Here is a 25,667-nt window from a genome sequence, read left to right on the forward strand (position 1 = left end):
AATATGGGCTTTTACCGGAACTTCAACCCATGGAGGGACATTGATTTCGTAGGCAAAGCCCCGCAAATGCATTGCCTGGGGGTCCACAGGTGGTTTCTGCTAAGATGGCGGCTCTGTTACTTAAGGTGTCTGACCATGGCGTTTCGCCCTCTTACAGCCCGCGCGCCCAGCGTGTTGCTTCGCGAAGCCAAGCCGTTGAAAGCCATCTTCAGCCATGCGCAACGCTTGGGCCATCTGCAACGCCTGGTAGAAAGCCAATTGCAACCGGCGGCACGGGAACACTGCCATGTCGCTTCGTGGCGCGAGGGCAACCTGCTGCTTATTGTCACAGACGGCCATTGGGCAACACGCTTGCGCTATCAGCAAAAACGCTTGCAGCGGCAGTTGATGGCATTTGACGAGTTCGCCAGCCTGACGCGCATCCAGTTCAAGGTACAACCGCCGACCGTTCCGCAAGGCGCAGCGGGGCACACCATGGACTTATCGGCGAACGCGGCCGAAACCATCCAGGCAACGGCCGACGGTATCAGCGATCCGGGTTTGCGCGCGGCGCTGGAGCGGCTGGCCGCCCATGCCAAGCCAAAAGCCTGACCCCCTATTTGCGCTTGCTGCCGCCCAGCAACGACCCCAGCAAGCCGCGCACTAATTGGCGCCCCATCTGATTGGCGGCTTGTTGCATGGCTGACTTGAGCGCCTTGCCGGCCGCAGTCCCGAGAAACGCCCCGGCCCTGTCGGTAAAACTCGGCTCATCGCTCACAGGCTGGGCTTCTTCGGCCGGGCCCAACGCCTTGCGCGCCATCAGCACTTCATAGGCCGACTCCCGGTCAACCGGTTTGTCATAGCGACCCTGCAACGGCGAACTGGCGACCAGCGCGACCCGTTCGGCGTCGCTGAGCGGCCCGATCCGCGATTGCGGAGGTGCGACCAGCACGCGCTGGACGACTTCCGGCGTGCCCTTTTCCTGCAAAGTGCCCACCAGTGCTTCACCGGTGCCCAGTTCTGTCAGGACCGACAAGGCATCAAATGTCGGGTTGGGCCGAAAACCGTCTGCCACCGCGCGCAGTGATTTCTGCTCTTTGGTGGTGAATGCGCGCAGGCCATGCTGGACACGCAAGCCAAGTTGCGCCAGTACGCTGTCAGGTAAGTCCCCCGGAGATTGCGTGACGAAATACACGCCCACGCCTTTCGAGCGAATCAATCGCACCACCTGTTCCAGGCGGTCCTGCAAGGCCTTGGGCGTATCGGCAAACAACAAATGCGCTTCGTCGAAAAACAGCGCCAGCAGCGGTTTGTCTGCATCGCCGCGCTCGGGCAACTGCTCGAACAGTTCTGCCAGCAGCCATAAAAGGAAGGTTGCGTACACCTTGGGCGCTTCGTGTACCAGGCGGCTGGCGTCAAGCAAGTGGATACGCCCACGACCATCACTGGCAGGTTGCAAAATATCCTCAAGCTGCAGCGCCGGCTCGCCGAACAACGCTTCGGCGCCCTGCTGTTCCAGCACCGCAAGGCGCCGCAACAGCGCCTGGCTGGAGCCGGTGGTCATCAGCGCCGCATCTTCACCCAGCAGCTCCGGGTTATAGCGCAAGTGGTTGAGCAGCGCCTTGAGATCCTTGAGATCCAGCAGCAACAGGCCTTCACGGTCCGCAACCTTAAACGTGGCATAGAGCGCTGACTGCTGGCTGTCGGTGAGTTCCAACAGGCTACCGAGCAACAACGGGCCCATTTCACTGATCGTGGTGCGCAATGGATGACCGGACTGACCGTGGATATCCCACAGCGTGACCGGATACGCCTTGGCTGCGTAATTCAGGAAGGGCATGCCGGCGATGCGCTCGGCCACCTTGCCCTGAGGGTTGGCGGCAGCGCCGAGGCCACAAAGGTCGCCCTTGATATCTGCGGCGAATACCGCCACGCCCGCATCGCTGAAGGCTTCCGCCAGGCGTTGCAAGGTGACGGTCTTGCCGGTGCCCGTGGCACCGGCAATCAACCCGTGACGATTGGCCAGGCGCATGGCCTGGGCGATGGGCTGGCCGTCGAGGCCGGCGCCGATAAGGAGTTGCGTGGAGTCAGGCATTTCGTCACCCATGGTTAATCTTTCATGCCGCCAGGTCGATATAGATAAATGTAAGACCGACAAAGTCTAAAAATAGGTCAGATAGTTCTTACAGGGACCCATAGAGCTATCGCCAGAAGTAGCACACCTTTTTTGGCGCTACCATTTTGCGCATCCCATAAGGACGCGCTTTGGATATTAAGACCTTAGCGGACCCATAAAACCATGAATAAAAATCTGCGATTCAGCCACAAAATCCTGCTTGCGGCCTCCCTGATCGTCATCGCCGCATTCGCATTGTTCACCCTTTATAATGACTACCTGCAACGCAACGCAATTCGCGAAGACCTCAACAACTACCTGCATGAAATGGGTGATGTCACTGCAAGTAATATTCAAACCTGGCTCACCGGGCGCATTGCACTGGTTGAAAACGCTGCACAAAATATCGCGATCAACCCCGAACCGAAGGTGGTTGCCAGCCTGCTGGAACAGAAAACCCTGACCTCCTCGTTCATGGCAACCTACGTGGGCGACAGCCAGGGCGCGTTCACTATTCGCCCCGACACCAAGATGCCGGACGGTTTCGATCCACGCGTTCGCCCTTGGTACAAAGGCGCCCAGAGCAACAATGGTTCAACCCTGACCGAACCCTATATCGATGCCGCGACGGGGCAATTGATCATTTCCATCGCCACACCCAGCGCCAAGGGCAGCCAGAGCATCGGCGTGGTCGGCGGCGACCTGAGCCTGCAAACCCTGGTCGACAACATCGGCGCGCTGAACTTCGGCGGCATGGGCTATGCGTTCCTGGTCAGCGCCGACGGCAAGGTGCTGGTACACCCGGACAAAAACCTGGTGATGAAGACCCTGGCTGACGTTTACCCGAAACACACGCCGAAGATCAGCAGCGACTTCAGCGAAGTCGAGGCCAACGGCAAAGACAACATCGTGACCTTTACACCAATCAAGGGCCTGCCGTCGGTGAACTGGTACCTCGGTATTTCCGTGGATAAAGCCACATCCTTTGCCATGCTCAGCGAATTCCGGACCTCAGCGATCATTGCCACGATCATCGCCGTGGTGATCATCATCGCGCTCCTGGGCATGCTGATCCGAGTGCTGATGCAACCGCTGCACGTGATGACCCGAGCCATGCAGGACATCGCCGATGGCGAGGGTGACCTGACTCGCCGCCTGACCATCCAGAATCACGACGAATTCGGCATCCTGGGTAATGCGTTCAACCGCTTCGTAGAGCGGATTCATACGTCGATCCGCGAAGTGTCCTCGGCCACCGGGCAAGTCAATGAAGTAGCCCTGCGGGTGGTCAGCGCTTCCAACTCGTCGATGATCAACTCCGACGAGCAGGCCAACCGCACCAACAGTGTCGCCGCCGCCATCAACCAATTGGGGGCAGCCGCCCAGGAAATCGCGCGTAACGCCGCACAAGCCTCCAACCAGGCCAGCGATGCGCGGCACTTGGCCGAAGAAGGTCAGCAGGTGGTTGAACGCAATATCAAGGCGATGACCCAGTTGTCCGCGATGATCAGCGCGTCCAGCAGCAATATCGAAGCACTTAACAGCAAAACGGTGAATATCGGTCAGATCCTTGAGGTGATTACCAGTATTTCCCAGCAAACCAACCTGCTCGCGCTCAACGCCGCCATCGAGGCCGCACGGGCCGGGGAAGCCGGACGCGGGTTTGCGGTGGTGGCCGATGAAGTGCGCAACCTGGCGCATCGCACCCAGGAGTCGGCACAACAGGTGCAAAAGATGATCGAGGAACTGCAAGTCGGCGCCAGGGATTCGGTCAGCACCATGAGCGAAAGCCAGCGCCACAGCCTCGACAGCGTGGAAATCGCCAACCTGGCCGGCGAACGTTTGAGCAGCGTGACCCAACGCATCGGCGAGATCGATGGCATGAACCAGTCGGTCGCCACCGCCACCGAGGAGCAAACCTCGGTGGTGGAGTCGATCAACATGGACATTACCGAGATCAACACGCTCAATCAGGAAGGCGTGGAAAACCTGCAGTCGACCCTGCGCGCCTGCGCCGACCTGGAACAGCAGGCGGCACGACTGAAGCATCTGGTGGGCAGTTTCCGCATCTGACAACCCTTGCAGGAGCGCGCTCACCGTGACGAGGGAGCTTGCTCCCGTTCGACTACCCGGCAGTCGCCCACTTTGTGGGGACGCTTCGCCCCCAAGCCTTTTCCAGCCGTCGCTGATGTCCGGCATGGTTCTCCTGTGCTGGAAATCCAACGCAGCGGCAGCGATTTTGATCTGGCGGGCGGTGACGCTTCTATCTACTGGCCGGCAAGCCGCAGCTCAAGCGTCTGTTTCAGGGGAAGCAGGCCGTTTCTGCAACTCATCCCACAATTGGGCCGCCCCAGGAAAGTCAGTACCGTCCTCAGCCTCCAGCGCATCCGGATCATAGCGACTCAGACACCCCTCGCCCAACGTAGCCGGCGCCCTGGATGTAGCTTTATCGAGTGGGTCGGTCATGGGCTTGTCCTGATGGCAGATCAATGAAAAAAGGCCTGGAACGATTTAACGCCCAGGCCCTTCATTCTTCAATCAAAACGCGTTGATCAGAACACCACAGTCTTATTGCCGTGTACCAGCACGCGGTCTTCCAAGTGATAGCGCAGACCACGGGCCAGAACCATCTTCTCGACATCACGGCCGAAACGCACCATGTCTTCAATGCTGTCGCTGTGGCTCACACGCACCACGTCCTGCTCGATGATCGGGCCGGCGTCCAGCTCTTCAGTGACGTAATGGCACGTTGCGCCAATCAACTTCACACCACGCAGGGAAGCCTGGTGGTACGGTTTGGCACCGACAAACGACGGCAGGAAGCTGTGGTGAATATTGATCACCTTGCCGGCGTATTCGCGACACAATTCCGGCGGCAGGATTTGCATGTAGCGAGCCAGCACCACGACGTCGGTTTCGTGCTGTTTGACCAGGCGGGACACCTCGGCGAACGCCGGTTCCTTGTCCTGCGGGTTGACCGGCACATGGTAGTACGGGATGCCATGCCACTCGACCATACTGCGCAGGTCGTCGTGGTTGGAAATCACGCAGGCGATCTCACAGTCCAGCTCATCGCTGTGCCAACGGTGCAGCAAGTCGGCCAGGCAGTGGGATTCACGGCTGGCCATCAATACCACACGTTTTTTCTGCTCGGTATCGCTGATGTGCCAGATCATCGAAAACTCTTCGGCGATCGGCGCAAACGCCTCGCGAAAGGCCTCAAGACCAAAGGGCAGCGTATCGGCACGGATTTCGTGGCGCATGAAGAACCAACCACTGAGATTGTCCGAGTGATGGCTCGCCTCGGTGATCCAGCCGTTGTGGGAGGCCAGAAAGTTACTGACTTTGGCAACGATGCCAACCCGGTCCGGGCAAGCAATCACCAGCCGAAAAGTGCGCATTAGGGGAAAACTCCAGAACTTCGCAAAGGTTGCCATTCTAGCGATTACGCAGAAAAACTGCAGTATCCGTTGACGCTTATTCTGCCCTTGCCTTGGCCACCCCCCCCTTAATGGCGTAAGGTTTTACCACCGCTATATGCATGCGCATCGGCAAGCTCAAGCAATTACCGAAAATTAAGCAGGTTATCTTTAGCCATCCCCCCACCAATTAACTCGTTTGCATAGATTTGCCACAAACATTCAAAGTAATTCACATAAATATTCCCTTAAATGTTTACTTGGGGAAATAGCCTGACTATTATTGGGCCACTATCCCTGCCAATCTGCGCTCTACATAAGGTAGTCCACATGTCCCTGATCAACGAATACCGTGCCACCGAAGAAGCTATCAAAGAGCTGCAAGCCCGTTTGAAGAATCTGTCCCAAGACGACAAACTGCAAACCGAGCTGGAATTCGAAGGCAAACTGCGCACCCTGATGGGCGAATACTCCAAATCCCTGCGTGACATCATCGCGCTGCTGGACCCAGAGTCGAAAGTTAAAGCACCGCGCGGCGCCGTAAAAACTACCGGCACCAAGCGTGCGCGCAAGGTCAAGCAATACAAAAACCCGCACAACGGCGAAGTGATTGAAACCAAAGGCGGCAACCACAAGACTCTGAAAGAGTGGAAAGCCAAGTGGGGCGGTGACGTGGTTGAAGGCTGGGCTACCCTGCTGGGCTAAGCCTCGCCAGGCTCTCGCCTGATACGCGATATACAAAAAACGCCAGCTTGCTGGCGTTTTTTATTGTCTGAATAGTCTGAAATTATCCGGTTACAGATTCAGCCGAGCGGCTAAAGAGTCGGCATACTCCTGCCATTGATCCAGCACCTGAGACTGAAACGGTGTGGCACTAACAGCCAACTCATTACGCGCCCGTTTAAATGCTTCCAAGGTATTGGGGGCGCCCCAGTCGCCATCTGACAAGCGTTGTTGACAGAACAGTTTCCAGCGTTGTTGCTCCTCGCTATTCAAGGTTTCAGGAAAGTTGCGCGCCCGGTAGCGAAATAACAATTCGGGCAAACGCTGATCATCAAAGGGCCACTGCTGCAGCGCCAATTGCGTCGGCTCTGCCGCGCGGACTTGTTCGCATAAACGACGGTCGCGATCACCGATAAAACCATCATAGAGCTGCTGCTCCGGGTCCGAACTCGGCGCAAAATCTTCCTCGGCATAAATCGCGGCCAACTTGTCGCGCCAAACTTCCTGTGCGTCAGTTAGCCGCAGCGCCCGTGCCTGATAAGCATCCATATCCAATTGCAGCCGTTCACGGTCTTGCGCCCGCAGCACATTCAATGGGGCCACCACCGGGCAGCGGTTGATATGCAACAATTTGAGCGGTACCGGCAACTCGCCTTCGGCCAGATCATCACGACGGGTGTAGAGGCGCTGACGCAAGGTATCGGCATCGAGATCCAGCAGCCCCTGCGGATCAAGGCCCAGATCACAGACGATCAATGCGTTGCGATTGCGCGGGTGCCAGGCCAGGGGCAGTACGACACCCAGGTAATGGCGCTCTGCAGAAAAACGCCCGGATATATGCACCATCGGTTGCAACAGCCGCACCTGATCCATCACCCGTTGCTTGCTGCGCAACTGGAATAGCCAGTCGTAAAGCTTGGGCTGTTTTTCACGGACCAATCTGGCCAAGGCAATGGTCGCGCGCACGTCGGACAACGCATCGTGGGCCTGGCCATGGGCGATACCGTTGGCGTCGGTCAAACGCTCCAGCTTGAGCGTCACACGCCCATCCTGCTCGGGCCAGACGATCCCCTCCGGACGCAGCGCGTAGGCGGTACGCACCACATCGATCAAGTCCCAGCGGCTGTTACCGCCCTGCCATTCACGCGCATAAGGGTCGAAGAAATTTCGATAAAGACTGTAACGGGTCATTTCATCGTCAAACCGCAGGGTGTTGTAACCCACCCCACAGGTACCGGGAACCGCCAGTTCGGCATGTACCCGCGTCATGAAATCGGCTTCGGCCAAGCCCTTTTCCGCCAGTATGCGCGGGGTGATGCCGGTGATCGCACAGGCTGCCGGATGGGGCAGGATATCGTCGCTGGGATGGCAATACAGGTTGACCGGCGGGCCAACCTCGTTGAGGTCGACGTCGGTGCGAATACCGGCGACCTGGAGGGGGCGATCGCTGCGCGGGTTGATGCCGGTGGTTTCATAGTCGTACCAAAAAAGAGTGGTCACGGTCTATTCCTGTGCTGAAGATCGACGAAGTCTAGGCGCTGGAAGGTGCCCGAGGCCAGAGCCATATTAACTGTATAAATATCCAGCAAAACCTTGAATGGTTGCTTCCATCGCCGACACTGCTAGCATCCGTGTCTTCCAACCGCCCTGCGCTGCCAAGGATCGCGATGCCATCAGCTCCATTGGATACCCGTTACCAGATCGAGACCCCGGAGGGCATCGACCTACCCTTGCGCCCGGCCGGCCTGCTACCACGCGCGCTGGCCTTCGCCTTCGATCTGGGCGTGCGCGGGCTGCTCATGGGCATCCTGCTGGTTCCGTTGGCCCTGCTCGGTAATATCGGCATAGGGCTGGGCTCATTACTGCTGTTCCTGGTCAGTTGGTGGTACATGGTGCTGTTTGAAGTACTCAATCAGGGCTGCTCGCCGGGCAAGCAAGTCATGGGCTTGCGCGTGGTACAGGATGACGGCACACCCATCGGCTGGTCAGCCTCACTCATCCGCAACCTGCTGCGCTTTGTCGACATGCTGCCTTTCGGCTACTTTCTCGGCGCCATCAGTTGCCTGCAGCATCCTAACTTCAAACGGCTCGGCGATCTGGCGGCCGGCACGCTGGTGGTCTACCGCGAACTACCATTGGCACGCCCCAAGGTGCCGCAGACCCCTGCCCTGCGCCTGCCATTTGCCCTGGACCTGAGCGAACAGCGCGCCATTCTCAATTTCGCCGAGCGCCAGGGCGAACTGTCCGCCGAGCGAGTGCAGGAACTGGCCTCGATCCTCGCCACGCCACTGCAGGTGTCCCCGGCTCGCGCCGTCGAGCAGCTCAACGGCGTGGCCCGTGGTTTGCTGGGGCCTACATGAAACAGAGCCTGTTCGAAAGCCGTCATCAGCCCCAATGGCAAGCATTCGCCGAACAACTGACACAGTTGGAACAGGGCAAGACCAAGGCCGGTGAGCTGGCTGATTTCCCTCATCACTATCGGCGCCTGTGCCAGCACTTGGCCCTGGCTCAGGAGCGCGGCTATAGCAGTTACCTGGTCGACCCGCTGCAACAACTGGCCCTGCGCGGCCACCAACAGCTGTATCGCCACCGTAGCCAATTGGCGGCGAACGTATTGAGTTTCCTGCTGGCCGATTTCCCCCGGCTGGTACGTGAACAGTGGCGCTTCGTGTTGATCGCCAGCCTGCTGTTCTTCGGCAGCCTGGTGGGTATTGCGCTGCTGGTGTACCTGTTTCCCGAACTGATCTACAGCATCGTCAGCCCCCAGCAGGTGGCCGAGATGCAGAGCATGTATGACCCCGACGCCAGTCGCCTGGGCCGCGTCGCCGAACGTGCATCCAGTGAAGACTGGATGATGTTCGGCTACTACGTGATGCACAACATTGGCATCGCCTTCCAGACCTTTGCCGCCGGCTTGCTGTTTGGCCTGGGCAGCGCGTTCTTTCTGATTTTCAACGGTCTGATCATCGGCGCGATTTCCGGGCATCTCACTGAAATCGGCTACGGCCAGACCTTCTGGTCGTTTGTCATCGGCCATGGCGCCTTCGAACTCAGCGCGATTGCGCTGGCTGGCGCGGCAGGCTTGCAGTTGGGCTGGGCGTTGATCGCTCCGGGGCACCTGACACGAGGGGAGTCGCTACGGCTGGCGGCACGTAAAAGCGTACAGATGCTCTGCGGTGTCATGCTGTTCCTGCTGATCGCCGCTTTTATCGAAGCCTATTGGTCCTCCACCACCGCGATCGCGCCTTGGGTCAAATACCTGGTGGGCGCCGGACTCTGGCTACTGGTGGCCACCTACCTGACCTTTGCCGGACGGACTCGCCATGCGCCTGAGTGATTCCAGCGTGGTGATTCGCCCTCGAACGTCATGGGAAGCCATGGACTTGGGCGTGTTAATGGCCCAGGAACATCGACTGCTGCTGATGGCCAGTTGGGCGTTGGTGAGCCTGCCGATATTCATCGTGCTTAGTGTTCTGTTATGGCAATACCCGTCCACCGCCATGTTCGTATTCTGGTGGTTGAAGCCGGCCTTCGACCGTTTGCCCCTGTATATCCTATCCAAGGCCCTGTTTGGCGAGACGCCTAGCCTCAAGCAGGCCGTGCGTCACTGGCCGCGCCTGCTCAAAGGCCAACTCCTGGCCAGCCTGACCTGGCGGCGACTGAGCCTGAGCCGCAGTTTTTTGATGCCGGTCAGCCAACTCGAAGGCCTGGATGGCAAGGCGCGCCAAAAACGCCTGGGCGTGCTGCAGCAACACAGCGCCGGCGCGGCGCGCTGGTTGACCACCCTCGGTGTACACCTGGAGATCGGCCTGTGGTTCGGCTGCATGGCACTGTTCTATCTATTCATCCCCCAGCAGGTTGAACTGGCTTGGGACTGGCAGCGGCTGGCGCTGGCGACAGGCCCGGAGGGGCTGTGGCTGGAACACCTGAGCAACGCCTTCTACGCGCTGGTCCTGGTGTTTTGGGAACCGATCTACGTCGCCTGCGGTTTCAGCCTGTACCTCAACCGCCGCACCGTGCTGGAAGCGTGGGACCTGGAGCTGGCATTTCGCCGCCTGCGTCAGCGATTGAGCAGCGTGACCCCACTGGTACTGTTGGTGATCGGGCTGATACTGCTGCCGCTGGGCCGGCCCGCTATGGCCGATGACTCGCCCCCCATCCGGCAAGTCACCCCCCAATCCGCCAGCCAATCGATCAAGGCGCTGTTGGACAAGCCGCCATTCAAAAATCCGGAAACCGTGACCCGCTATCGCTTCGGTGACGAAAAAACCAACATTAAGCCCAAGGCACACGGTGATGGCAAGCTACCGGCCTGGCTGCAAACACTCCTGGACAACTTCAACAGCAACACCTTCAAGCACCTCGCCCAAGGCCTGGAGTTGCTGTTGTGGAGTTTGCTGGCGGGCGGCGTGGCCCTGTTGATCTGGCGTTATCGCGAGTGGCTGCACACCTTTGTCAGCCGGCGCGGGCCACGCAAACCCAAGCTCGCCAAACCGGTACCCACGCAATTGTTCGGCCTGGAACTGGGCGCCGAAACCCTGCCCGCTGACATTGCCAGCACCGCCGAGCAACTATGGCCCACGCACCCCAGGGAAGCCTTGGGCCTGTTGTATCGCGGGCTGCTCAGCCGGTTGCTGCACGACTTCAACCTGCCACTGAAAAACGCCGACACCGAAGGCCAGGTACTGGAACGCGTTCAGCGCTTGCAACAACCGCAACTGCAGGCATTCAGCGATGAACTGACCCGGCACTGGCAAAACCTCGCCTACGGGCACCGCCTTCCTCCCGCAGTGGTGCAGCAGCAACTGTGCAGCGATTGGCGCGCCCTGTTCAACCCGGGAGCAGCCCGATGAACCGGCCATTGTTGTGGGTGGGGTTGTTGCTCGCATGCCTGCTGGGTGCGGGTGGCCTGTACGTGTGGCACAAGGCAATTCCTTATGACGAAGTAGTGGATCGCGGCCCTTCACCGGAGGCGTTGGGCAATCCCTACCTGGCGGCCGAACACTTTCTGCGCGAGCAAGGCCTGGTGGTGGACCACGCCAACGGCCTTGAACGACTGTCCGATCTGCCCCCGAAAGATCGCAGCCTATTGCTGCTGGGCGAACGCGGCAACATGACCCCGCGCCAGGTGGATCAACTGCTGGACTGGGCAAAGTCCGGTGGCCACCTGTTGGTGGTGGCCGAAGCACTGTGGGATGAAGCAACAGATAAAAGCGGCGACCTGCTGCTCGATCGCCTGTACATCCACCAAACCTTGAGCGACGAACCCGACCAACTCGCCCCAGCACGCAAAAAGAAAGGGCCAGACCTGACCAAACTCTATGTCGACAATGAAACGGCCCCGGCGTACTTCAGCTTCGATACCGACTTCAACCTCACCGATCCCAAGCATCTGGCCCAGTTTTCGGCCAACAGCGCCAAGTCCAGCCACCTGATGCAACTCAATCTCGGGCAAGGCAGTGTGACAGTAGTCACCGACAGCGACTTGTGGAAAACCCCAGGCATCGGCAAACACGATAACGCCTGGCTGCTGTGGTACCTGAACCAAGGCACGCACGTGACCCTGTTGTTCAACAGCGACGTGGACGATCTGTTCACCTTGTTGATGCGCTATTTCCCCCAGGCGCTGGCGGCACTCGCCGCGCTGATCGCCCTGGCGCTCTGGCAGGCCGGCATGCGCCAAGGCCCGCTCCAGGCGCCAGCGCCCAGAGCACGCCGGCAACTGCAGGAACACTTGGAGGCCAGCGCCGACTTCCTGCTGCGCCGCAGCGGCCAGGCCCCCCTGTTACACGCCTTGCAGCGCGATATCCTGCGCGCTGCCCGGCGGCGCCACCCAGGCTTTGAACACCTCGACACCGCAGAACAGTGGCAGGTGCTTGAACACCTGACGCGCCAACCCTCTCACGTGATCAGCCAGGCCCTCGGCCCACTTGCGGCAAAACGGCTTTCCAGCGCCGATTTCAGCCGCCAGGTGGCGTGCCTGCAAACTCTCAGGAATGCCCTATGAGCGAACTTCCAACGGCCACTGCCCTGACCACCGAAACCCTGCAACACGCCAGCCGCCAAGCCCAGGCCTTGCGCGTTGAACTGCGCAAGGCAGTGATTGGCCAGGACCAGGTGATCGATGACGTACTCACCGCCTTGATCGCCGGCGGCCACGTGCTGCTCGAAGGCGTACCCGGCCTGGGCAAGACCTTGCTGGTACGGGCCCTGGCCCGTTGCTTTGGCGGCGACTTTGCGCGCATCCAGTTCACCCCGGACCTAATGCCCAGCGATGTCACCGGCCACGCGGTGTACGACCTGCACACCGAACAGTTCAAGCTGCGCAAGGGGCCGTTGTTTACCCACCTGTTGCTGGCGGACGAGATCAATCGAGCGCCGGCCAAGACCCAGGCCGCCTTGCTCGAAGCCATGCAGGAGCGCCAAGTCACCCTTGAGGGTGAAGCGCTGCCCATCGGCCAACCGTTCATGGTGCTGGCCACCCAGAACCCTATTGAGCAGGAAGGCACCTACCCGCTACCCGAGGCAGAGCTGGACCGTTTCATGCTCAAGGTGCGCATGGACTACCCTGATTCCCAGCAAGAGCTGGAGATGGTGCGCGAAGTCACGCGCTCATCCCGGGCCGACATGCTCGACGTACAGCCGCTGCGCACCGTGCTGCAAGCCGAGGACGTGCTGCAACTGCAACAGATCGCCAGCGAACTGGCGCTGGATGAGCAAGTGCTCGATTACGCCGTGCGCCTGGCACGAGCCACCCGCAGTTGGCCGGGGCTGACCATCGGTGCCGGCCCACGTGCCTCCATCGCCTTGGTGCGCGGCGCCCGAGCCCGAGCCTTGCTGCGCGGGGGCGAATTCGTCACCCCGGACGACATCAAGGGCTGCGCCCTTGCGGTGCTGCGTCATCGGGTTCGCATCGCCCCCGAACTGGATATCGACGGACTGGAAGTGGATCAGGTACTCCAACAACTGCTGGACCAGATTCCGGCACCTCGGCAATGAACCCTCCATGAAGCCGACCCGTCTGCTGTTGACCTGGCTCGGCGTGCTGCTGGGCCTGAATATCCTCCTGGGCACTGCACAGGCGTTGCAGCTAGGGGTGCCCGAAAGCCTGCATTCGGTAGCCTGGGGCCTGCTGCTGGCCCTGTTCCTGCTGGCGCTATTGGACGCCATGCGTCTTCGCCGCCGTCCGTCCCCACGGGTACAACGGCAGATGCCCGGCAGCCTGGCACTGGCTCGCTGGGGCGAAGTACGCCTGACGCTTGAACACGATTACCCACAGCCAATGACTGTACAGGTGTTCGATCACGTCCCCGACGGCCTGAGCATGGAAAACATGCCGCAGTCCATCGAACTGCGCCCCGGTGAGCGCAGCGAACTTGGCTATCGGCTGCGCCCCTTGCGGCGTGGCCACTTCTGCTTCAGTCGTTGCGAGCTTCACCTGCCCAGCCCCTTGGGGTTGTGGTCCGCGCGGCGCGTTGTTGAGGTCAGCGATGCAACCCGGGTCTATCCGGATTTCGCCCGTCTGTATGGCGCACAGCTATTGGGTGTGGATAACTGGTTGAGCCAGTTGGGCGTGCGTCAGCGCCAACGACGGGGGTTGGGACTGGAGTTTCATCAACTGCGCGAGTTTCGGGAGGGCGACAGCCTGCGGCAGATCGACTGGAAAGCCACCGCGCGCCAACGCACGCCGATCGCCCGGGAATACCAGGACGAACGCGACCAGCAGATCGTGTTCATGCTCGATTGTGGTCGGCGCATGCGCAGCCAGGATGCCGAACTTTCCCACTTCGATCACGCCCTCAACGCCTGCCTGCTGCTCAGTTACGTCGCGTTGCGCCAGGGCGATGCGGTCGGGCTATGCACCTTCGCCTGTGACCAGCCGCGCTACCTGGCGCCCGTCAAGGGCACCGGGCAGTTGAACCTGTTGCTCAACACCGTCTACGACCTTGACACCACCCGACGCGCGGCCGACTACGAGGCCGCAGCCAGCCAACTGCTGGCTCGGCAGAAACGCCGGGCGCTGGTGATCGTGGTGAGCAACCTGCGGGATGAGGACGATGAGGCGTTACTGACGGCGGTCAAACGCATCAGCCGGCAACACCGGGTACTGGTCGCCAGCTTGCGTGAAGAAGTACTCGACCAACTGCGCCTGTCGCCCGTGCAAACCCTGCCCGAAGCGCTGGCCTATAGCGGCGCCGTCGACTACCTCAATCAACGCGACGAACTGCATGACCGCCTGAGCGCTCACGGGTTGTCGGTACTGGATACGCCGCCCTCGGAATTGGGCGCCGCCCTGGTGACACGCTACCTGGGCTGGAAAAAAGCCGGCGTACTATGAAAGCAGCAAACTCCAGGCTGTGGTTCGCCACACCCAAGTCGGGGCGACTGCGCGCAATACCTAAGCAGACGCCTGCAAGGGGTCAAAACTGAAGTACCGCAGCAAGGCATTGATCAGTTGACCGTATTCGGCAGGCGCCTCAACCACACTGAAGCCTGAGTCGTAATGCTGGGGATTGATGTCCTCATGACTCCATAAACAGCTCGCCGTGAAATCAACTGCATGGAAATCGCCGCCAGCCGTGGGAATCTTCAAGCGCAGCTCGAACTCCACGTCGACCATCATCGGCAATTGACTGATCAACATCAGCCCTTCTGCAGAGACGTTACCCAAGTAACCAATGGGCTTGTCCGTAAGCCGGTTGAACACTTGTAGGAAACGAGACAATTGATGCCGCTCAATTCGTCGGTTGGTAAACATGTTGATATCGCCATCCATTGGCCATAACTCTGGCCGCGCCAGTGATTCGGAACGGGCCTAACACCCCCGCTCTCCCTGGAGATCGGTGCGACAACAGCTAGCGCTTTGCCACTCTACCGCTTGCCAACTCCAAGTATTCCATCCGCTCGAACACAAACTTGTACAAACGAACGCTCAAAGAATAGCCCAAGACTGGTGACGAGCCAGCTATAGCATGACAAATATCATCACAACGACGCAGGACGTGGCTGCGCAACGCTCGCACCGGGGTAATGCCCCAGTTGCTGCAGGGTGTCGAGGCGCGCGCGGGCTCGGTAGGCGTACTCGCTGGACGGATACTGGTTGATGATGAACTGATAGGTTTGCACCGCGTCGACGAACAGCTTCTGCCGCTCCAGGCACTGCCCGCGCAACATCGAGACCTCCGGCTGCACATAGCGCCGAGTGCGACTTTCACGGTCGACCTGGGACAATTCCAGGGTAACGCGCTCGCAGTCACCGGCCCCATACGCACGGTAGGCGTCGTTCAAATGGTGGTCCATCGACCAACGGGTACAGCCGACAACACTGACGGCCAGGGCAGCAATGAGCAAAATTCGCATGAGGGTTCTCCTGTCTCGTGCAGTGTATCGACCCCTCGTCAAAAATCTTCAAGGATGTTCATCTAATCAATCATAGCGAAAAGCGAATCGCCGATAAGTAGTGCAAACGAACAATGACTACAACCAAAGAGCATAGTAGCCTTCCTCAGCGCTTGAACTCAGGAGTCTGTGCATGTCCGTCCGTCGCACCAAAATCGTCGCCACCCTTGGCCCGGCCAGTAACTCGCCGGAAGTCCTCGAACAGCTGATTCTGGCTGGTTTGGACGTTGCCCGTCTGAACTTCTCCCACGGCACCCCGGACGAGCACAAGGCTCGCGCCAAGCTGGTGCGTGACCTGGCCGCCAAGCACGGTCGCTTCGTCGCACTGCTGGGTGACCTGCAAGGCCCGAAAATCCGTATCGCCAAATTCACCGACAAGCGGATCGAGCTGAAGATCGGTGACACGTTCACCTTCTCCACCAGCCACCCGCTGACCGAAGGCAACCAGCAAATCGTGGGTATCGACTACCCGGACTTGGTCAAGGATTGCGGCGTCGGCGACGAACTGCTGCTGGACGACGGCCGCGTGGTCATGCGAGTCGACACCGCCAGCGTCACCGAACTGAACTGCACCGTGATCATCGGCGGCCCGCTGTCGGATCACAAAGGCATCAACCGTCGCGGTGGTGGCCTGACGGCGCCGGCCCTGACTGAAAAAGACAAGGCCGACATCAAGCTCGCCGCCGAAATGGAAGTGGATTACCTCGCGGTGTCCTTCCCTCGCGACGCCGCCGACATGGAATACGCCCGCAAGCTACGCGACGAAGCTGGCGGCACTGCCTGGCTGGTGGCGAAGATCGAACGCGCCGAAGCCGTGGCCGATGACGAAACCCTCGACGGCCTGATCATGGCGTCCGACGCCGTGATGGTTGCCCGTGGCGACCTGGGCGTGGAAATCGGTGATGCCGAACTGATCGGTATCCAGAAAAAAATCATCTTACACGCACGCCGCCACAATAAAGCGGTGATCGTGGCGACCCAGATGATGGAGTCGATGATCCAGAACCCGATGCCGACCCGCGCCGAAGTGTCCGACGTGGCCAACGCCGTGCTCGACTACACCGACGCCGTGATGCTCTCGGCTGAAAGTGCCGCTGGCCCGTACCCGCTGGAAGCTGTTCAGGCCATGGCGCGTATCTGCATCGGTGCCGAAAAGCACCCGACCAGCAAGACCTCCAGCCACCGCATCGGCAAAGTGTTCGAAAGCTGTGACCAGAGCATCGCCCTGGCCGCCATGTACACCGCCAACCACTTCCCTGGCGTCAAAGCGATCATCGCCCTGACCGAAAGTGGCTACACGCCGTTGATCATGTCCCGTATCCGTTCCTCGGTGCCGATCTACGCGTTCTCCCCGCACCGCGAAACCCAGGCCCGCGCGGCTTTGTTCCGTGGTGTCTACACCGTACCGTTCGACCCTGCGTCGTTGCCGCCTGAGCAAGTCAGCCAGGCTGCCATCGACGAACTGCTCAAGCGTGGCGTAGTGGAGAAAGGCGACTGGGTCATCCTGACCAAGGGCGACAGCTACCACACCATCGGCGGCACCAACGGCATGAAGATCCTGCACGTTGGCGACCCAATGGTCTGAGTGATCCGCTGAAAAACGAAAGCCCCGCCCTGTGAATGGCGGGGCTTTTTGCTTTGCAGCTCACGGTGATGGGCTTGCCTGCGATGGCGTCATCAGCGCCCGGCAGTCGAGCGGGACAGGAACACATCGGCCAGCAGTTGATTGCGCGGCAGCCCCGCCAGGAACAGGCGCTTGGAAAACGCCTCGACGCTGGCCGGATGCCCGCAGAGCAAGGCCAGCGTTTGCCGGGAAACCAGCCGCAGTTGCGCCAATGCCGGGGTCAACTCCGCCGCCGTCCACAGCTCCACCGTCAAGTTCGGATGGCGGGCGGCCAGCGCTGCCAGGGGCTCGGCCAAGTAGTGACCGCTGGCATCGTGGGCCAGGTGAATCACGCGGATCGCGCCTTGATGATCCTGACGCAATGCCTCGCGCAACACCCCCCACAACGGGCCCAGGCCGGTGCCGGACGCCAACAGCCACATCGGCCGGGATTGCCAGTCGGGGTCGTATTGCAGCGCGCCGCCGCGCAGTTCGCCCAGGCGCAGGCGGTCACCGACGCGCAACTGTCGAGCGGCATCGCTGAATGCGCCGGGCTGACGGCAATCGAGATGAAACTCCAGGAACGGATCTTCCTGGGGCAGGCTGGCCAGGGAGTACGGGCGCGCCACCGGCCCCGCCCACAACACCAGATGCTGCCCGGCCAGATAGCGCAGGCCGCGCTCCGGTTGCAGGCGCAGGCGCAACACCTGCGCGCTCAACCAATCCACGCCCACCACCTCGGCCGACACGCCGTCGCGGCTCGGGTCAAACGCTTCGACCTGCAGGTCCGCCGTCACCCGGCACTGGCAGGCGAGGCGCCAGCCGTCCTCGCGTTGCGCCGGGCTGAGGGCGTCGGGCTGCTGGTCCTCGACCTCGCCCCGGCAACGTACCAGGCACGCATGGCAACTGCCGGCGCGGCAACTGTAGGGCACAGCGACGCCGGCCTGGTTCAGGGCATCCAACAGGTTGCTGCCGGTGGAGACCGACCAGTGGCGTTCGCCGACGTGCAGTTCAGGCATACAAGGTCTCTGATCAAAAAAGCGTACACAGGGAATCACGCCCGGCAGAGTTTGACCATAGTCGGGTGTATCGGCCACCGTGCCGGGTTATACTGCAGCGCCTTTTTAGCGTCGCGCCAGCATCACTCGGCGTGCCTTGGAAAGGTGGTTTCAGCCGACCGATACACCCCTCTGAAGCCGCCTTTATTGAATGTTCCCTTATAGAGGAGCGCGACTCATGACCGTGATCAAGCAAGACGACCTGATTCAGAGCGTTGCCGACGCCCTGCAATTCATTTCCTACTACCATCCCGTTGACTTCATCCAGGCAATGCACGAAGCCTACCTGCGCGAAGAATCGCCAGCAGCCCGTGACTCCATCGCCCAGATCCTGATCAACTCGCGCATGTGCGCCACCGGCCACCGCCCGATTTGCCAGGACACCGGTATCGTCACCGTGTTCGTGCGCGTAGGCATGGACGTGCGTTGGGACGGCGCCACCATGGGCCTGGACGACATGATCAACGAAGGCGTGCGTCGCGCCTACAACCTGCCGGAAAACGTCCTGCGTGCTTCGATCCTCGCCGATCCGGCGGGCGCGCGCAAAAACACCAAGGACAACACCCCGGCGGTGATCCACTACTCCATCGTCCCGGGTAACACCGTGGAAGTGGATGTGGCCGCCAAGGGCGGTGGTTCCGAGAACAAGTCGAAAATGGCCATGCTCAACCCGTCCGACTCGATCGTCGACTGGGTGCTCAAGACCGTTCCGACCATGGGCGCCGGCTGGTGCCCACCGGGCATGCTCGGCATCGGCATCGGCGGCACCGCCGAGAAAGCTGCCGTGATGGCCAAGCAAGTGTTGATGGAATCCATCGACATCCACGAGCTGAAAAAGCGCGGCCCCTCCAACCGTATCGAAGAGATGCGCCTGGAGCTGTTCGAGAAGGTCAACCAACTGGGTATCGGCGCCCAGGGCCTGGGTGGCCTGACCACCGTGCTCGACGTGAAGATCATGGACTATCCGACCCACGCCGCCTCGCTGCCGGTGTGCATGATCCCCAACTGCGCCGCCACCCGTCATGCGCACTTCGTGCTCGACGGTTCGGGCCCGGCATCGCTGGAAGCACCATCGCTGGACGCCTACCCGGAAATCGTCTGGGAAGCCGGCCCGTCGGCCCGTCGCGTCAACCTCGACACCCTGACCCCGGAAGACGTGCAGAGCTGGAAGCCGGGCGAAACCGTGTTGCTCAACGGCAAGATGCTCACCGGTCGCGACGCCGCGCACAAGCGCATGGTCGAGATGCTGAACAGGGGCGAAACCCTGCCGGTGGACCTCAAGGGGCGCTTCATCTACTACGTCGGCCCGGTTGATCCGGTGCGCGATGAAGTGGTTGGCCCGGCTGGCCCGACCACCGCGACGCGGATGGACAAGTTCACCCGCCAGATCCTCGAGCAAACCGGCCTTTTGGGCATGATCGGCAAATCCGAGCGTGGCCCGACCGCCATCGAAGCGATCAAGGACTACAAGGCCGTGTACCTGATGGCCGTGGGCGGCGCTGCTTACCTGGTGGCGCAAGCCATCAAGAAGTCGCGCGTTGTCGCTTTCGCCGAGCTGGGCATGGAAGCGATCTACGAGTTCGAGGTCAAAGACATGCCAGTCACCGTTGCGGTGGACAGCAAGGGCGAATCCGTCCACATCACCGGTCCTGCCATCTGGCAGAAAAAGATCAGTGAAAGCCTGGCGATAGAAGTGCAGTAAACACTTCTTCGTACCGATAAAGGCGACTGCGGCTACACGGCCCAGTCGCCTTTTTTATGGCGCATGCTATGGTGCCCCCCCTAATTGCAACTGTTCATCTTCGTATGATCGCGATCACCCGTCCCCTGCGCCTGACCGTCTACTCCCTATTGATCATCGCCGGTGCGGTGCTGGCCGCCGCCTTGGCCACACGCCACGCTGAACGCCAGGCCCTGGTAGACGATGCCGCCCGCGCCAATCAGCAGCTCACGCTATATGGCAACTCGTTGCACACCCTGATCGAACGCTACCGTGCGCTGCCCGCTGTGCTGGCGCTGGATTCGGAAATGATCAGCGCGCTGAAAGGCCCGCTGGATGCCGCGACCCAGGGCGTGCTCAACCGTAAACTGGAACGTATCAACGGCGCCGCGCAGTCCTCCACATTGGAACTGATGGACCGCACCGGCCTGGCCGTGGCCGCCAGCAACTGGAACCTGCCGAGCAGTTACGTCGGGCATAACTACGCGTTCCGGCCGTATTTCAGGCAGACGTTGAGCCAGGGCACCGGGCGCTTTTTTGCGGTCGGGGTGACCACCGGCGTGCCGGGGTATTTCCTTTCCAGCGCGGTGCTCGATGAACACGAGCAGTTCCTCGGCGCCATGGTGGTCAAGCTGGAATTCCCCGAGCTCGAGCGTGAGTGGGCCCAAGGCAATGACCTGCTGCTGGTCAGCGACGCGCGCGGTATCGTGTTTATCGCCAACCAGCCGGGCTGGCGTTATCGCAACCTGCGCCCGCTGTCGGCTAGCGATCTGGCCGAACTACAGGCCACCCGCCAATACGACAAGAAACAATTGCAGCCGCTGGAGACCCAGGCCCTGCAACGTTTCGACGAAAACAGCCACCTGATGCGCGTCAACGGACCCGATGGCAACGCCAATTACATCTGGGAATCCCTGCCGCTCAAGGCCGAAGGCTGGACCTTGCACCTGCTGCGCAAACCTCAGTTCCCCTTCGAAGACCAACGCAACGCCGGCCTCGCTGCCGCCGGTTCGTGGCTGGCGTTGGTGTTCCTGGTGCTGTTTCTGACCCAACGCTGGCGTCTGGCCCGCATGCGCCAGCGCAGCCGCGAAGAGCTCGAACAGCTTGTCGAGGAGCGCACCCAGGCGCTGCGCACGGCCCAGGATGGTTTGGTGCAATCGGCCAAGCTGGCGGCGCTGGGGCAGATGTCCGCCGCCCTCGCCCATGAAATCAACCAACCACTCACCGCGCAGCGCATGCAATTGGCGACCCTACGTCTGCTGCTGGACCATGGCCGCGTGGGCGATGCCTACAAGGCGCTCACACCACTGGACGACATGCTCACGCGCATGGCCGCGCTAACCGGCCATCTCAAGACCTTCGCCCGCAAGAGCCCCAGCGGCCTGCGCGAACGCCTGGACCTGGCCACGGTGGTCGACCAATCCCTGGAGTTGCTCGACGCACGCCTGCGCGATGAAGGCATCGGCACCGTGCTGGACCTGACCCGCCCCGCCTGGGTCCGTGGCGACGCGATCCGCCTGGAACAGGTACTGATCAACCTGCTGCGCAATGCCCTCGACGCCATGGCCAACAAACCGCGCAAACGCCTGGAAATCCGCCTGCACGCCGATGAGCAACTGTGGCAGTTGACCGTCAGCGACAGCGGTGGCGGCATCGCCGAGGAACATTTGAACAACGTGTTCGACCCCTTCTTCACCACCAAGCCCGTGGGCGATGGGCTCGGCTTGGGGCTGGCGGTGTCCTACGCTATCGTGCACGAACTGGGTGGGCGCCTGAGCGCCGGTAACCGTGACGACGGCGCGGTGTTTACCCTGACGCTGCCTATCGCGCTGGAGACGCCGGAGCTATGTTGAACGCGGTGATTGTGATCGATGACGAAGCCAGCATTCGCACGGCCGTCGAGCAATGGTTGAGCCTGTCGGGATTTGAAGTGCAGTTGTTCAGTCGCGCTGAGGCCTGTCTCGCGCAACTGCCCAAGGACTTTCCCGGGGTGATTTTGAGCGACGTGCGCATGCCCGGCCTCAGCGGCCTGGAGCTGCTGGCCGAAGTGCGGCGGCGCGATGCCGACTTGCCGGTGATCCTGCTGACCGGCCATGGCGATGTGCCGATGGCCGTCGAAGCCATGCGCGACGGGGCCTACGACTTCCTGGAAAAACCCTTCAGCCCCGAAGCCCTGCTCAACAGCCTGCGCCGCGCCCTCGATAAACGTGGGCTGATCCTGGAAAACCTCCGCCTGCATCAACAGGCCGATCATCGGACACAATTGGAAAACAGCCTGCTGGGCGTGTCCCGCAGTTTGCAGAACCTGCGCCGCCAGGTGCTGGACCTGGCGACGCTCCCAGTCAACGTGCTGATCCGCGGCGAGACCGGCAGCGGCAAGGAACTGGTCGCCCGCTGCCTGCACGACTTCGGCCCGCGGGCGAAAAAAGCCTTTGTCGCGCTCAATTGCGCGGCGATCCCCGAGCAACTGTTTGAAGCCGAGCTGTTCGGCCACGAGAGCGGCGCGTTTACGGGGGCCCAGGGCAAGCGTATCGGCAAGCTGGAATACGCCCACGGTGGCACGCTGTTTCTGGATGAAATCGAAAGCATGCCCCTGGCCCAGCAAGTCAAATTGCTGCGCGTGTTGCAGGAGCAAAAGTTGGAGCGACTGGGCTCCAACCAAAGTATCCACGTCGACCTGCGCATCATTGCCGCGACCAAGCCGGACCTGTTGGACGAGGCCCGCGCCGGGCGTTTTCGCGAAGACCTGGCCTATCGGCTGAACGTCGCCCAACTGCGCCTGCCGCCCCTGCGCGAGCGTCGTGAAGATATACCGCTGCTGTTCGATCACTTTGCGCAAAGCGCCGCCGAACGCCTGGGCCGCCACGTTGAACCGCTGAGTGGCGCGCAATTGGGGCGCCTGCTCAGCCATGACTGGCCGGGCAACGTGCGCGAACTCGCCAACGTCGCCGAACGCCAGGTGTTGGGGCTTGGCGAGCCAGAGCCCGAAGGCATCGAGGCCGGGCAATCATTGGCGGCACAACAGGAAGCCTTCGAGGCCCACTGCCTGAAAGCCGCACTGACCCGACACAAAGGCGATATCAAGGCGGTGCTGGCCGAACTGCAACTGCCCCGGCGCACCTTCAATGAGAAAATGCAGCGGCATGGGTTGGTGCGGGAGATGTTTCTCTAGGCCATGCCCTGGGTTACTTCCAAAGACGCCAGCGCAGGCAAGCCATAAGCGGATTTCCGCTCACCCAGCCCAAAACCATCAGCGACTTTCCGCTCAAAAAAACCTGCAAACCCTTCTAGACCGCGCCTTCCCCCGCCTGGCACAGCTCCTGCTATAGCCCCAATCAGGCTGTGCCCAGGCACGCTCCATAAAAACAACTATCTGAAGGATCCTTCAATGGATAACTCCAATACCCTGCCTCTGGGGTCGGCGGCTGCGCCGGCGAAAGAACGCACCACCTCCAGCCGCATCAAATCGATCTTCAGCGGATCGGTCGGCAACATGGTCGAGTGGTACGACTGGTACGTCTACGCGGCGTTCTCGCTGTACTTCGCCAAAGCCTTCTTCCCCAAAGGCGACACCACCGCCCAACTGCTCAACACCGCTGCGATCTTCGCCGTGGGCTTCCTGATGCGCCCAATCGGCGGCTGGCTGATGGGCCTGTACGCCGACCGCGCCGGTCGTAAAGCCGCCTTGATGGCCTCGGTACTGTTGATGTGCTTCGGCTCGCTGATCATCGCCCTGAGCCCGGGCTATGAAACCATCGGCGTCGGTGCGCCGATCCTGCTGGTGTTCGCCCGCCTGCTGCAAGGCTTGTCGGTGGGTGGCGAATACGGCACCTCGGCCACTTACCTGAGTGAAATGGCGACCAAGGAACGTCGCGGTTTCTTCTCCAGCTTCCAGTACGTGACCCTGATCTCCGGCCAGCTCATTGCCCTGGCGGTGCTGATCGTGCTGCAACAGACCCTCACCACCGAGCAACTGTACGATTGGGGCTGGCGTATCCCGTTCGCCATCGGCGCCCTGTGTGCAGTGGTCGCGTTGTACCTGCGTCGCGGCATGGAAGAAACCGAGTCGTTCACCAAGAAGGAAAAAGCCAAGGAAAGCGCGATGCGCACCTTGATGCGCCACCCCAAGGAACTGATGACCGTGGTCGGCCTGACCATGGGCGGCACCCTGGCCTTCTACACCTACACCACCTACATGCAGAAGTACCTGGTGAACACCGTCGGCATGAGCATTTCCGACTCCACCACCATCTCGGCAGCGACGCTGTTTCTGTTCATGTGCCTGCAACCCCTGGTCGGCGCGCTGTCGGACAAGGTCGGCCGGCGGCCGATCCTGATCGCCTTCGGCATCCTCGGCACGCTGTTCACCGTGCCGATCCTCACCACCCTGCACACCATCCAGAGCTGGTGGGGCGCGTTCTTCCTGATCATGGCGGCGCTGATCATTGTCAGCGGCTACACCTCGATCAACGCGGTGGTGAAGGCTGAGCTGTTCCCCACCGAAATCCGTGCGCTGGGCGTGGGCCTGCCGTATGCGCTGACCGTATCGATCTTCGGCGGCACCGCTGAATACATCGCACTGTGGTTCAAGAGCATCGGCATGGAAACCGGCTACTACTGGTACGTGACCGCGTGTATCGCGGTGTCGTTGGTGGTCTACGTGACCATGAAGGACACCCGCAAGCATTCGCGGATCACCACGAACTAACCGCTGAACGCAGTAACCAATGTGGGAGGGGGCTTGCTCCCGATCGCGGTGTATCAGTCAACTTATCTCAAGCTGACCCACTGCCATCGGGAGCAAGCCCCCTCCCACATGTGCAATCAGGACAACTCTGCCACTTCGCGCCGCACATAGCGCCGCTGAACATACAAAGCCCCGACAATCATCACCAGCAACACCGCCGCCAACACCGCCGACGAGCCGATGGTGCCGAAGTCCAGCCCGCCCTTTTCATGGGGTTTGGTCAGGAAGTCGCCCAGGGTCGCGCCAAATGGGCGGGTCAATACGAACGCCACCCAGAACAGCAACACCGACGAAATCCGCGTGAAGTACTTGAGCGCCACCACCGCCGCGATAGTCGAGCCGATCAACAAGGCGCCACCGGCGAAGCCGAGCCCCGAATCGTCGGCAAGGAAGTCGCCCAGAGCAGTGCCCAAGGTGTTGGAGAACAGGATCGCCATCCAGTAGAACAACTCGCCGCGAAAGGTTTGCACCTTGTTCACGTTCAGCGAATCACCGCTGAGGTGCCACAACGCGAAGATGATCATCAGGATCACGATCAGGATCATCGACCCCGTGGCGTAGCCCAGGCCGAGGCTGCGGTCCATGAAGTCGGACATGGTGGTGCCGGCGGTGCTGGTGGACAGGATCACGATCCAGTACAGCACCGGGTTGTAGGCTTTCGACCAGAGTTGCGTCACCAGGGTGACCAGGAACACGCTGATCAGGATCATCGAGCTGATGGCATAACCGACGTTCAGGGTCATCGACAGCAAGTCCCCGGCGGTTTCGCCCAGGGTCGTCGCGCAGATTTTCATGACCCAGAACGCCAGGGTGATCTGAGGAAGTTTGTTCATGCAGTGCAAGGCTCCGAAGCTCAATCTATCAATGGGCCGACTTATAGGGGGGTGTCGACCTGGCGCGCAG

The 25,667-nt window shown here is 60.9% G+C and carries 21 protein-coding genes and 1 pseudogene; 15 read left to right on the top strand and 7 right to left on the bottom strand.

Features of this window, described 5'->3' with window-relative positions:
* Positions 1-135: 135 nt before the first annotated feature.
* Positions 136-591, top strand: a complete 456-nt coding sequence (locus tag ACP7CJ_RS08880; RefSeq protein WP_017847108.1) for a DUF721 domain-containing protein — start codon at positions 136-138, stop codon at positions 589-591.
* A 4-nt stretch (positions 592-595) separates the two neighbouring features.
* Here ACP7CJ_RS08880 and ACP7CJ_RS08885 read toward each other — a convergent pair whose 3' ends face one another.
* Positions 596-2,074 carry a helicase HerA-like domain-containing protein gene (locus ACP7CJ_RS08885; RefSeq protein WP_426100278.1) on the bottom strand — a complete coding sequence of 493 codons (1,479 nt, stop codon included), beginning with the start codon at positions 2,072-2,074 and terminating at the stop codon, positions 596-598.
* A gap of 204 nt (positions 2,075-2,278) precedes the next feature.
* Between ACP7CJ_RS08885 and ACP7CJ_RS08890 the strand changes: the two are divergent.
* Positions 2,279-3,310 (top strand): annotated as a pseudogene (locus ACP7CJ_RS08890) (HAMP domain-containing protein); the annotation flags it as partial.
* A gap of 93 nt (positions 3,311-3,403) precedes the next feature.
* On the top strand, positions 3,404-4,168 hold the full coding sequence (locus ACP7CJ_RS08895; RefSeq protein ID WP_426100280.1) for a methyl-accepting chemotaxis protein: 765 nt from the start codon (positions 3,404-3,406) through the stop codon (positions 4,166-4,168).
* A gap of 479 nt (positions 4,169-4,647) precedes the next feature.
* Here ACP7CJ_RS08895 and purU read toward each other — a convergent pair whose 3' ends face one another.
* Positions 4,648-5,496 (bottom strand): formyltetrahydrofolate deformylase, encoded by an 849-nt coding sequence (gene purU, locus ACP7CJ_RS08900; RefSeq protein WP_247399654.1) that lies wholly within the window; start codon positions 5,494-5,496, stop codon positions 4,648-4,650.
* 348 nt (positions 5,497-5,844) lie between these two features.
* Here purU and mvaT point away from each other — a divergent pair, with 348 nt between their 5' ends.
* Entirely contained in the window at positions 5,845-6,219 is a 375-nt protein-coding gene (gene mvaT, locus ACP7CJ_RS08905; protein WP_005790963.1) for a histone-like nucleoid-structuring protein MvaT, read from the top strand.
* A 90-nt stretch (positions 6,220-6,309) separates the two neighbouring features.
* Here the strand turns inward: mvaT and sbcB are convergent, their stop codons facing one another.
* Positions 6,310-7,737 carry an exodeoxyribonuclease I gene (gene sbcB, locus ACP7CJ_RS08910; protein WP_426100141.1) on the bottom strand — a complete coding sequence of 476 codons (1,428 nt, stop codon included), beginning with the start codon at positions 7,735-7,737 and terminating at the stop codon, positions 6,310-6,312.
* Positions 7,738-7,904: 167 nt separating this feature from the next.
* Here sbcB and ACP7CJ_RS08915 point away from each other — a divergent pair, with 167 nt between their 5' ends.
* The 6 genes from ACP7CJ_RS08915 to ACP7CJ_RS08940 are packed head-to-tail and all read left to right on the top strand — an operon-like array spanning position 7,905 to position 14,575.
* Positions 7,905-8,597 (top strand): RDD family protein, encoded by a 693-nt coding sequence (locus ACP7CJ_RS08915; protein WP_276194636.1) that lies wholly within the window; start codon positions 7,905-7,907, stop codon positions 8,595-8,597.
* Positions 8,594-9,574, top strand: a complete 981-nt coding sequence (locus ACP7CJ_RS08920) for a stage II sporulation protein M (protein ID WP_276194638.1) — start codon at positions 8,594-8,596, stop codon at positions 9,572-9,574. Before ACP7CJ_RS08915 ends, ACP7CJ_RS08920 begins: the two co-directional genes overlap by 4 nt.
* Positions 9,561-11,090, top strand: a complete 1,530-nt coding sequence (locus ACP7CJ_RS08925) for a DUF4129 domain-containing protein (protein WP_426100142.1) — start codon at positions 9,561-9,563, stop codon at positions 11,088-11,090. Before ACP7CJ_RS08920 ends, ACP7CJ_RS08925 begins: the two co-directional genes overlap by 14 nt.
* Positions 11,087-12,244, top strand: a complete 1,158-nt coding sequence (locus ACP7CJ_RS08930; RefSeq protein ID WP_426100143.1) for a DUF4350 domain-containing protein — start codon at positions 11,087-11,089, stop codon at positions 12,242-12,244. The genes ACP7CJ_RS08925 and ACP7CJ_RS08930 overlap by 4 nt, the downstream gene beginning before the upstream one ends.
* Positions 12,241-13,236, top strand: coding sequence for an AAA family ATPase (locus tag ACP7CJ_RS08935; protein WP_276194642.1), 996 nt, complete (start codon positions 12,241-12,243; stop codon positions 13,234-13,236). Before ACP7CJ_RS08930 ends, ACP7CJ_RS08935 begins: the two co-directional genes overlap by 4 nt.
* Positions 13,237-13,243: 7 nt before the next feature.
* Positions 13,244-14,575, top strand: coding sequence for a DUF58 domain-containing protein (locus ACP7CJ_RS08940; protein WP_426100144.1), 1,332 nt, complete (start codon positions 13,244-13,246; stop codon positions 14,573-14,575).
* A 60-nt stretch (positions 14,576-14,635) separates the two neighbouring features.
* Here the strand turns inward: ACP7CJ_RS08940 and ACP7CJ_RS08945 are convergent, their stop codons facing one another.
* Together ACP7CJ_RS08945 and ACP7CJ_RS08950 are read right to left on the bottom strand one after the other, a co-directional pair.
* Entirely contained in the window at positions 14,636-14,995 is a 360-nt protein-coding gene (locus tag ACP7CJ_RS08945; RefSeq protein WP_276197991.1) for a PilZ domain-containing protein, read from the bottom strand.
* 227 nt (positions 14,996-15,222) lie between these two features.
* Complete coding sequence (locus ACP7CJ_RS08950) at positions 15,223-15,597, bottom strand: tetratricopeptide repeat protein (protein ID WP_276194644.1); 375 nt, start codon at positions 15,595-15,597, stop codon at positions 15,223-15,225.
* A gap of 172 nt (positions 15,598-15,769) precedes the next feature.
* On the opposite strand from ACP7CJ_RS08950, the gene pyk reads away from it, so the two are divergent.
* Entirely contained in the window at positions 15,770-17,221 is a 1,452-nt protein-coding gene (gene pyk / locus ACP7CJ_RS08955) for a pyruvate kinase (protein ID WP_253398501.1), read from the top strand.
* Between the two features lie 92 nt (positions 17,222-17,313).
* Here the strand turns inward: pyk and ACP7CJ_RS08960 are convergent, their stop codons facing one another.
* Positions 17,314-18,258: an iron-sulfur-binding ferredoxin reductase gene (locus tag ACP7CJ_RS08960; RefSeq protein ID WP_426100145.1), complete on the bottom strand. Its 945-nt coding sequence runs from the start codon at positions 18,256-18,258 to the stop codon at positions 17,314-17,316.
* A gap of 217 nt (positions 18,259-18,475) precedes the next feature.
* Here ACP7CJ_RS08960 and ACP7CJ_RS08965 point away from each other — a divergent pair, with 217 nt between their 5' ends.
* The 4 genes from ACP7CJ_RS08965 to ACP7CJ_RS08980 all read left to right on the top strand — a co-directional run bounded on the left by ACP7CJ_RS08965 (position 18,476) and on the right by ACP7CJ_RS08980 (position 24,725).
* The gene (locus tag ACP7CJ_RS08965; RefSeq protein ID WP_276194647.1) at positions 18,476-19,999 is read left to right on the top strand and encodes a fumarate hydratase; all 1,524 of its coding nucleotides are present in this window, start codon (positions 18,476-18,478) and stop codon (positions 19,997-19,999) included.
* A gap of 104 nt (positions 20,000-20,103) precedes the next feature.
* Positions 20,104-21,870: an ATP-binding protein gene (locus ACP7CJ_RS08970; RefSeq protein WP_426100146.1), complete on the top strand. Its 1,767-nt coding sequence runs from the start codon at positions 20,104-20,106 to the stop codon at positions 21,868-21,870.
* On the top strand, positions 21,864-23,189 hold the full coding sequence (locus tag ACP7CJ_RS08975; protein ID WP_426100147.1) for a sigma-54-dependent transcriptional regulator: 1,326 nt from the start codon (positions 21,864-21,866) through the stop codon (positions 23,187-23,189). The genes ACP7CJ_RS08970 and ACP7CJ_RS08975 overlap by 7 nt, the downstream gene beginning before the upstream one ends.
* Before the next feature lie 216 nt (positions 23,190-23,405).
* Positions 23,406-24,725, top strand: a complete 1,320-nt coding sequence (locus ACP7CJ_RS08980) for an MFS transporter (protein ID WP_276194650.1) — start codon at positions 23,406-23,408, stop codon at positions 24,723-24,725.
* A gap of 116 nt (positions 24,726-24,841) precedes the next feature.
* Here the strand turns inward: ACP7CJ_RS08980 and ACP7CJ_RS08985 are convergent, their stop codons facing one another.
* A complete protein-coding gene (locus tag ACP7CJ_RS08985; RefSeq protein ID WP_276194651.1) occupies positions 24,842-25,597 on the bottom strand; it encodes a COG4705 family protein in 756 nt (251 codons plus the stop codon).
* Positions 25,598-25,667: the final 70 nt, after the last annotated feature.

The sequence above is a fragment of the Pseudomonas sp. PSPC3-2 genome, from assembly GCF_049897085.1.
Taxonomy (GTDB): Bacteria; Pseudomonadota; Gammaproteobacteria; order Pseudomonadales; family Pseudomonadaceae; genus Aquipseudomonas; species Aquipseudomonas paraveronii.

Bases quoted from the DNA above. Each gene is read 5' to 3' on its own strand.
- ACP7CJ_RS08880 (WP_017847108.1), top strand. From the start codon at position 136: ATGGCGTTTCGCCCTCTTACAGCCCGCGCGCCCAGCGTGTTGCTTCGC.
- ACP7CJ_RS08885 (WP_426100278.1), bottom strand. From the start codon at position 2,074: ATGCCTGACTCCACGCAACTCCTTATCGGCGCCGGCCTCGACGGCCAG.
- ACP7CJ_RS08895 (WP_426100280.1), top strand. From the start codon at position 3,404: ATGATCAACTCCGACGAGCAGGCCAACCGCACCAACAGTGTCGCCGCC.
- purU (WP_247399654.1), bottom strand. From the start codon at position 5,496: ATGCGCACTTTTCGGCTGGTGATTGCTTGCCCGGACCGGGTTGGCATC.
- mvaT (WP_005790963.1), top strand. From the start codon at position 5,845: ATGTCCCTGATCAACGAATACCGTGCCACCGAAGAAGCTATCAAAGAG.
- ACP7CJ_RS08915 (WP_276194636.1), top strand. From the start codon at position 7,905: ATGCCATCAGCTCCATTGGATACCCGTTACCAGATCGAGACCCCGGAG.
- ACP7CJ_RS08920 (WP_276194638.1), top strand. From the start codon at position 8,594: ATGAAACAGAGCCTGTTCGAAAGCCGTCATCAGCCCCAATGGCAAGCA.
- ACP7CJ_RS08925 (WP_426100142.1), top strand. From the start codon at position 9,561: ATGCGCCTGAGTGATTCCAGCGTGGTGATTCGCCCTCGAACGTCATGG.
- ACP7CJ_RS08930 (WP_426100143.1), top strand. From the start codon at position 11,087: ATGAACCGGCCATTGTTGTGGGTGGGGTTGTTGCTCGCATGCCTGCTG.
- ACP7CJ_RS08935 (WP_276194642.1), top strand. From the start codon at position 12,241: ATGAGCGAACTTCCAACGGCCACTGCCCTGACCACCGAAACCCTGCAA.
- ACP7CJ_RS08940 (WP_426100144.1), top strand. From the start codon at position 13,244: ATGAAGCCGACCCGTCTGCTGTTGACCTGGCTCGGCGTGCTGCTGGGC.
- ACP7CJ_RS08945 (WP_276197991.1), bottom strand. From the start codon at position 14,995: ATGTTTACCAACCGACGAATTGAGCGGCATCAATTGTCTCGTTTCCTA.
- ACP7CJ_RS08950 (WP_276194644.1), bottom strand. From the start codon at position 15,597: ATGCGAATTTTGCTCATTGCTGCCCTGGCCGTCAGTGTTGTCGGCTGT.
- pyk (WP_253398501.1), top strand. From the start codon at position 15,770: ATGTCCGTCCGTCGCACCAAAATCGTCGCCACCCTTGGCCCGGCCAGT.
- ACP7CJ_RS08960 (WP_426100145.1), bottom strand. From the start codon at position 18,258: ATGCCTGAACTGCACGTCGGCGAACGCCACTGGTCGGTCTCCACCGGC.
- ACP7CJ_RS08965 (WP_276194647.1), top strand. From the start codon at position 18,476: ATGACCGTGATCAAGCAAGACGACCTGATTCAGAGCGTTGCCGACGCC.
- ACP7CJ_RS08970 (WP_426100146.1), top strand. From the start codon at position 20,104: ATGATCGCGATCACCCGTCCCCTGCGCCTGACCGTCTACTCCCTATTG.
- ACP7CJ_RS08975 (WP_426100147.1), top strand. From the start codon at position 21,864: ATGTTGAACGCGGTGATTGTGATCGATGACGAAGCCAGCATTCGCACG.
- ACP7CJ_RS08980 (WP_276194650.1), top strand. From the start codon at position 23,406: ATGGATAACTCCAATACCCTGCCTCTGGGGTCGGCGGCTGCGCCGGCG.
- ACP7CJ_RS08985 (WP_276194651.1), bottom strand. From the start codon at position 25,597: ATGAACAAACTTCCTCAGATCACCCTGGCGTTCTGGGTCATGAAAATC.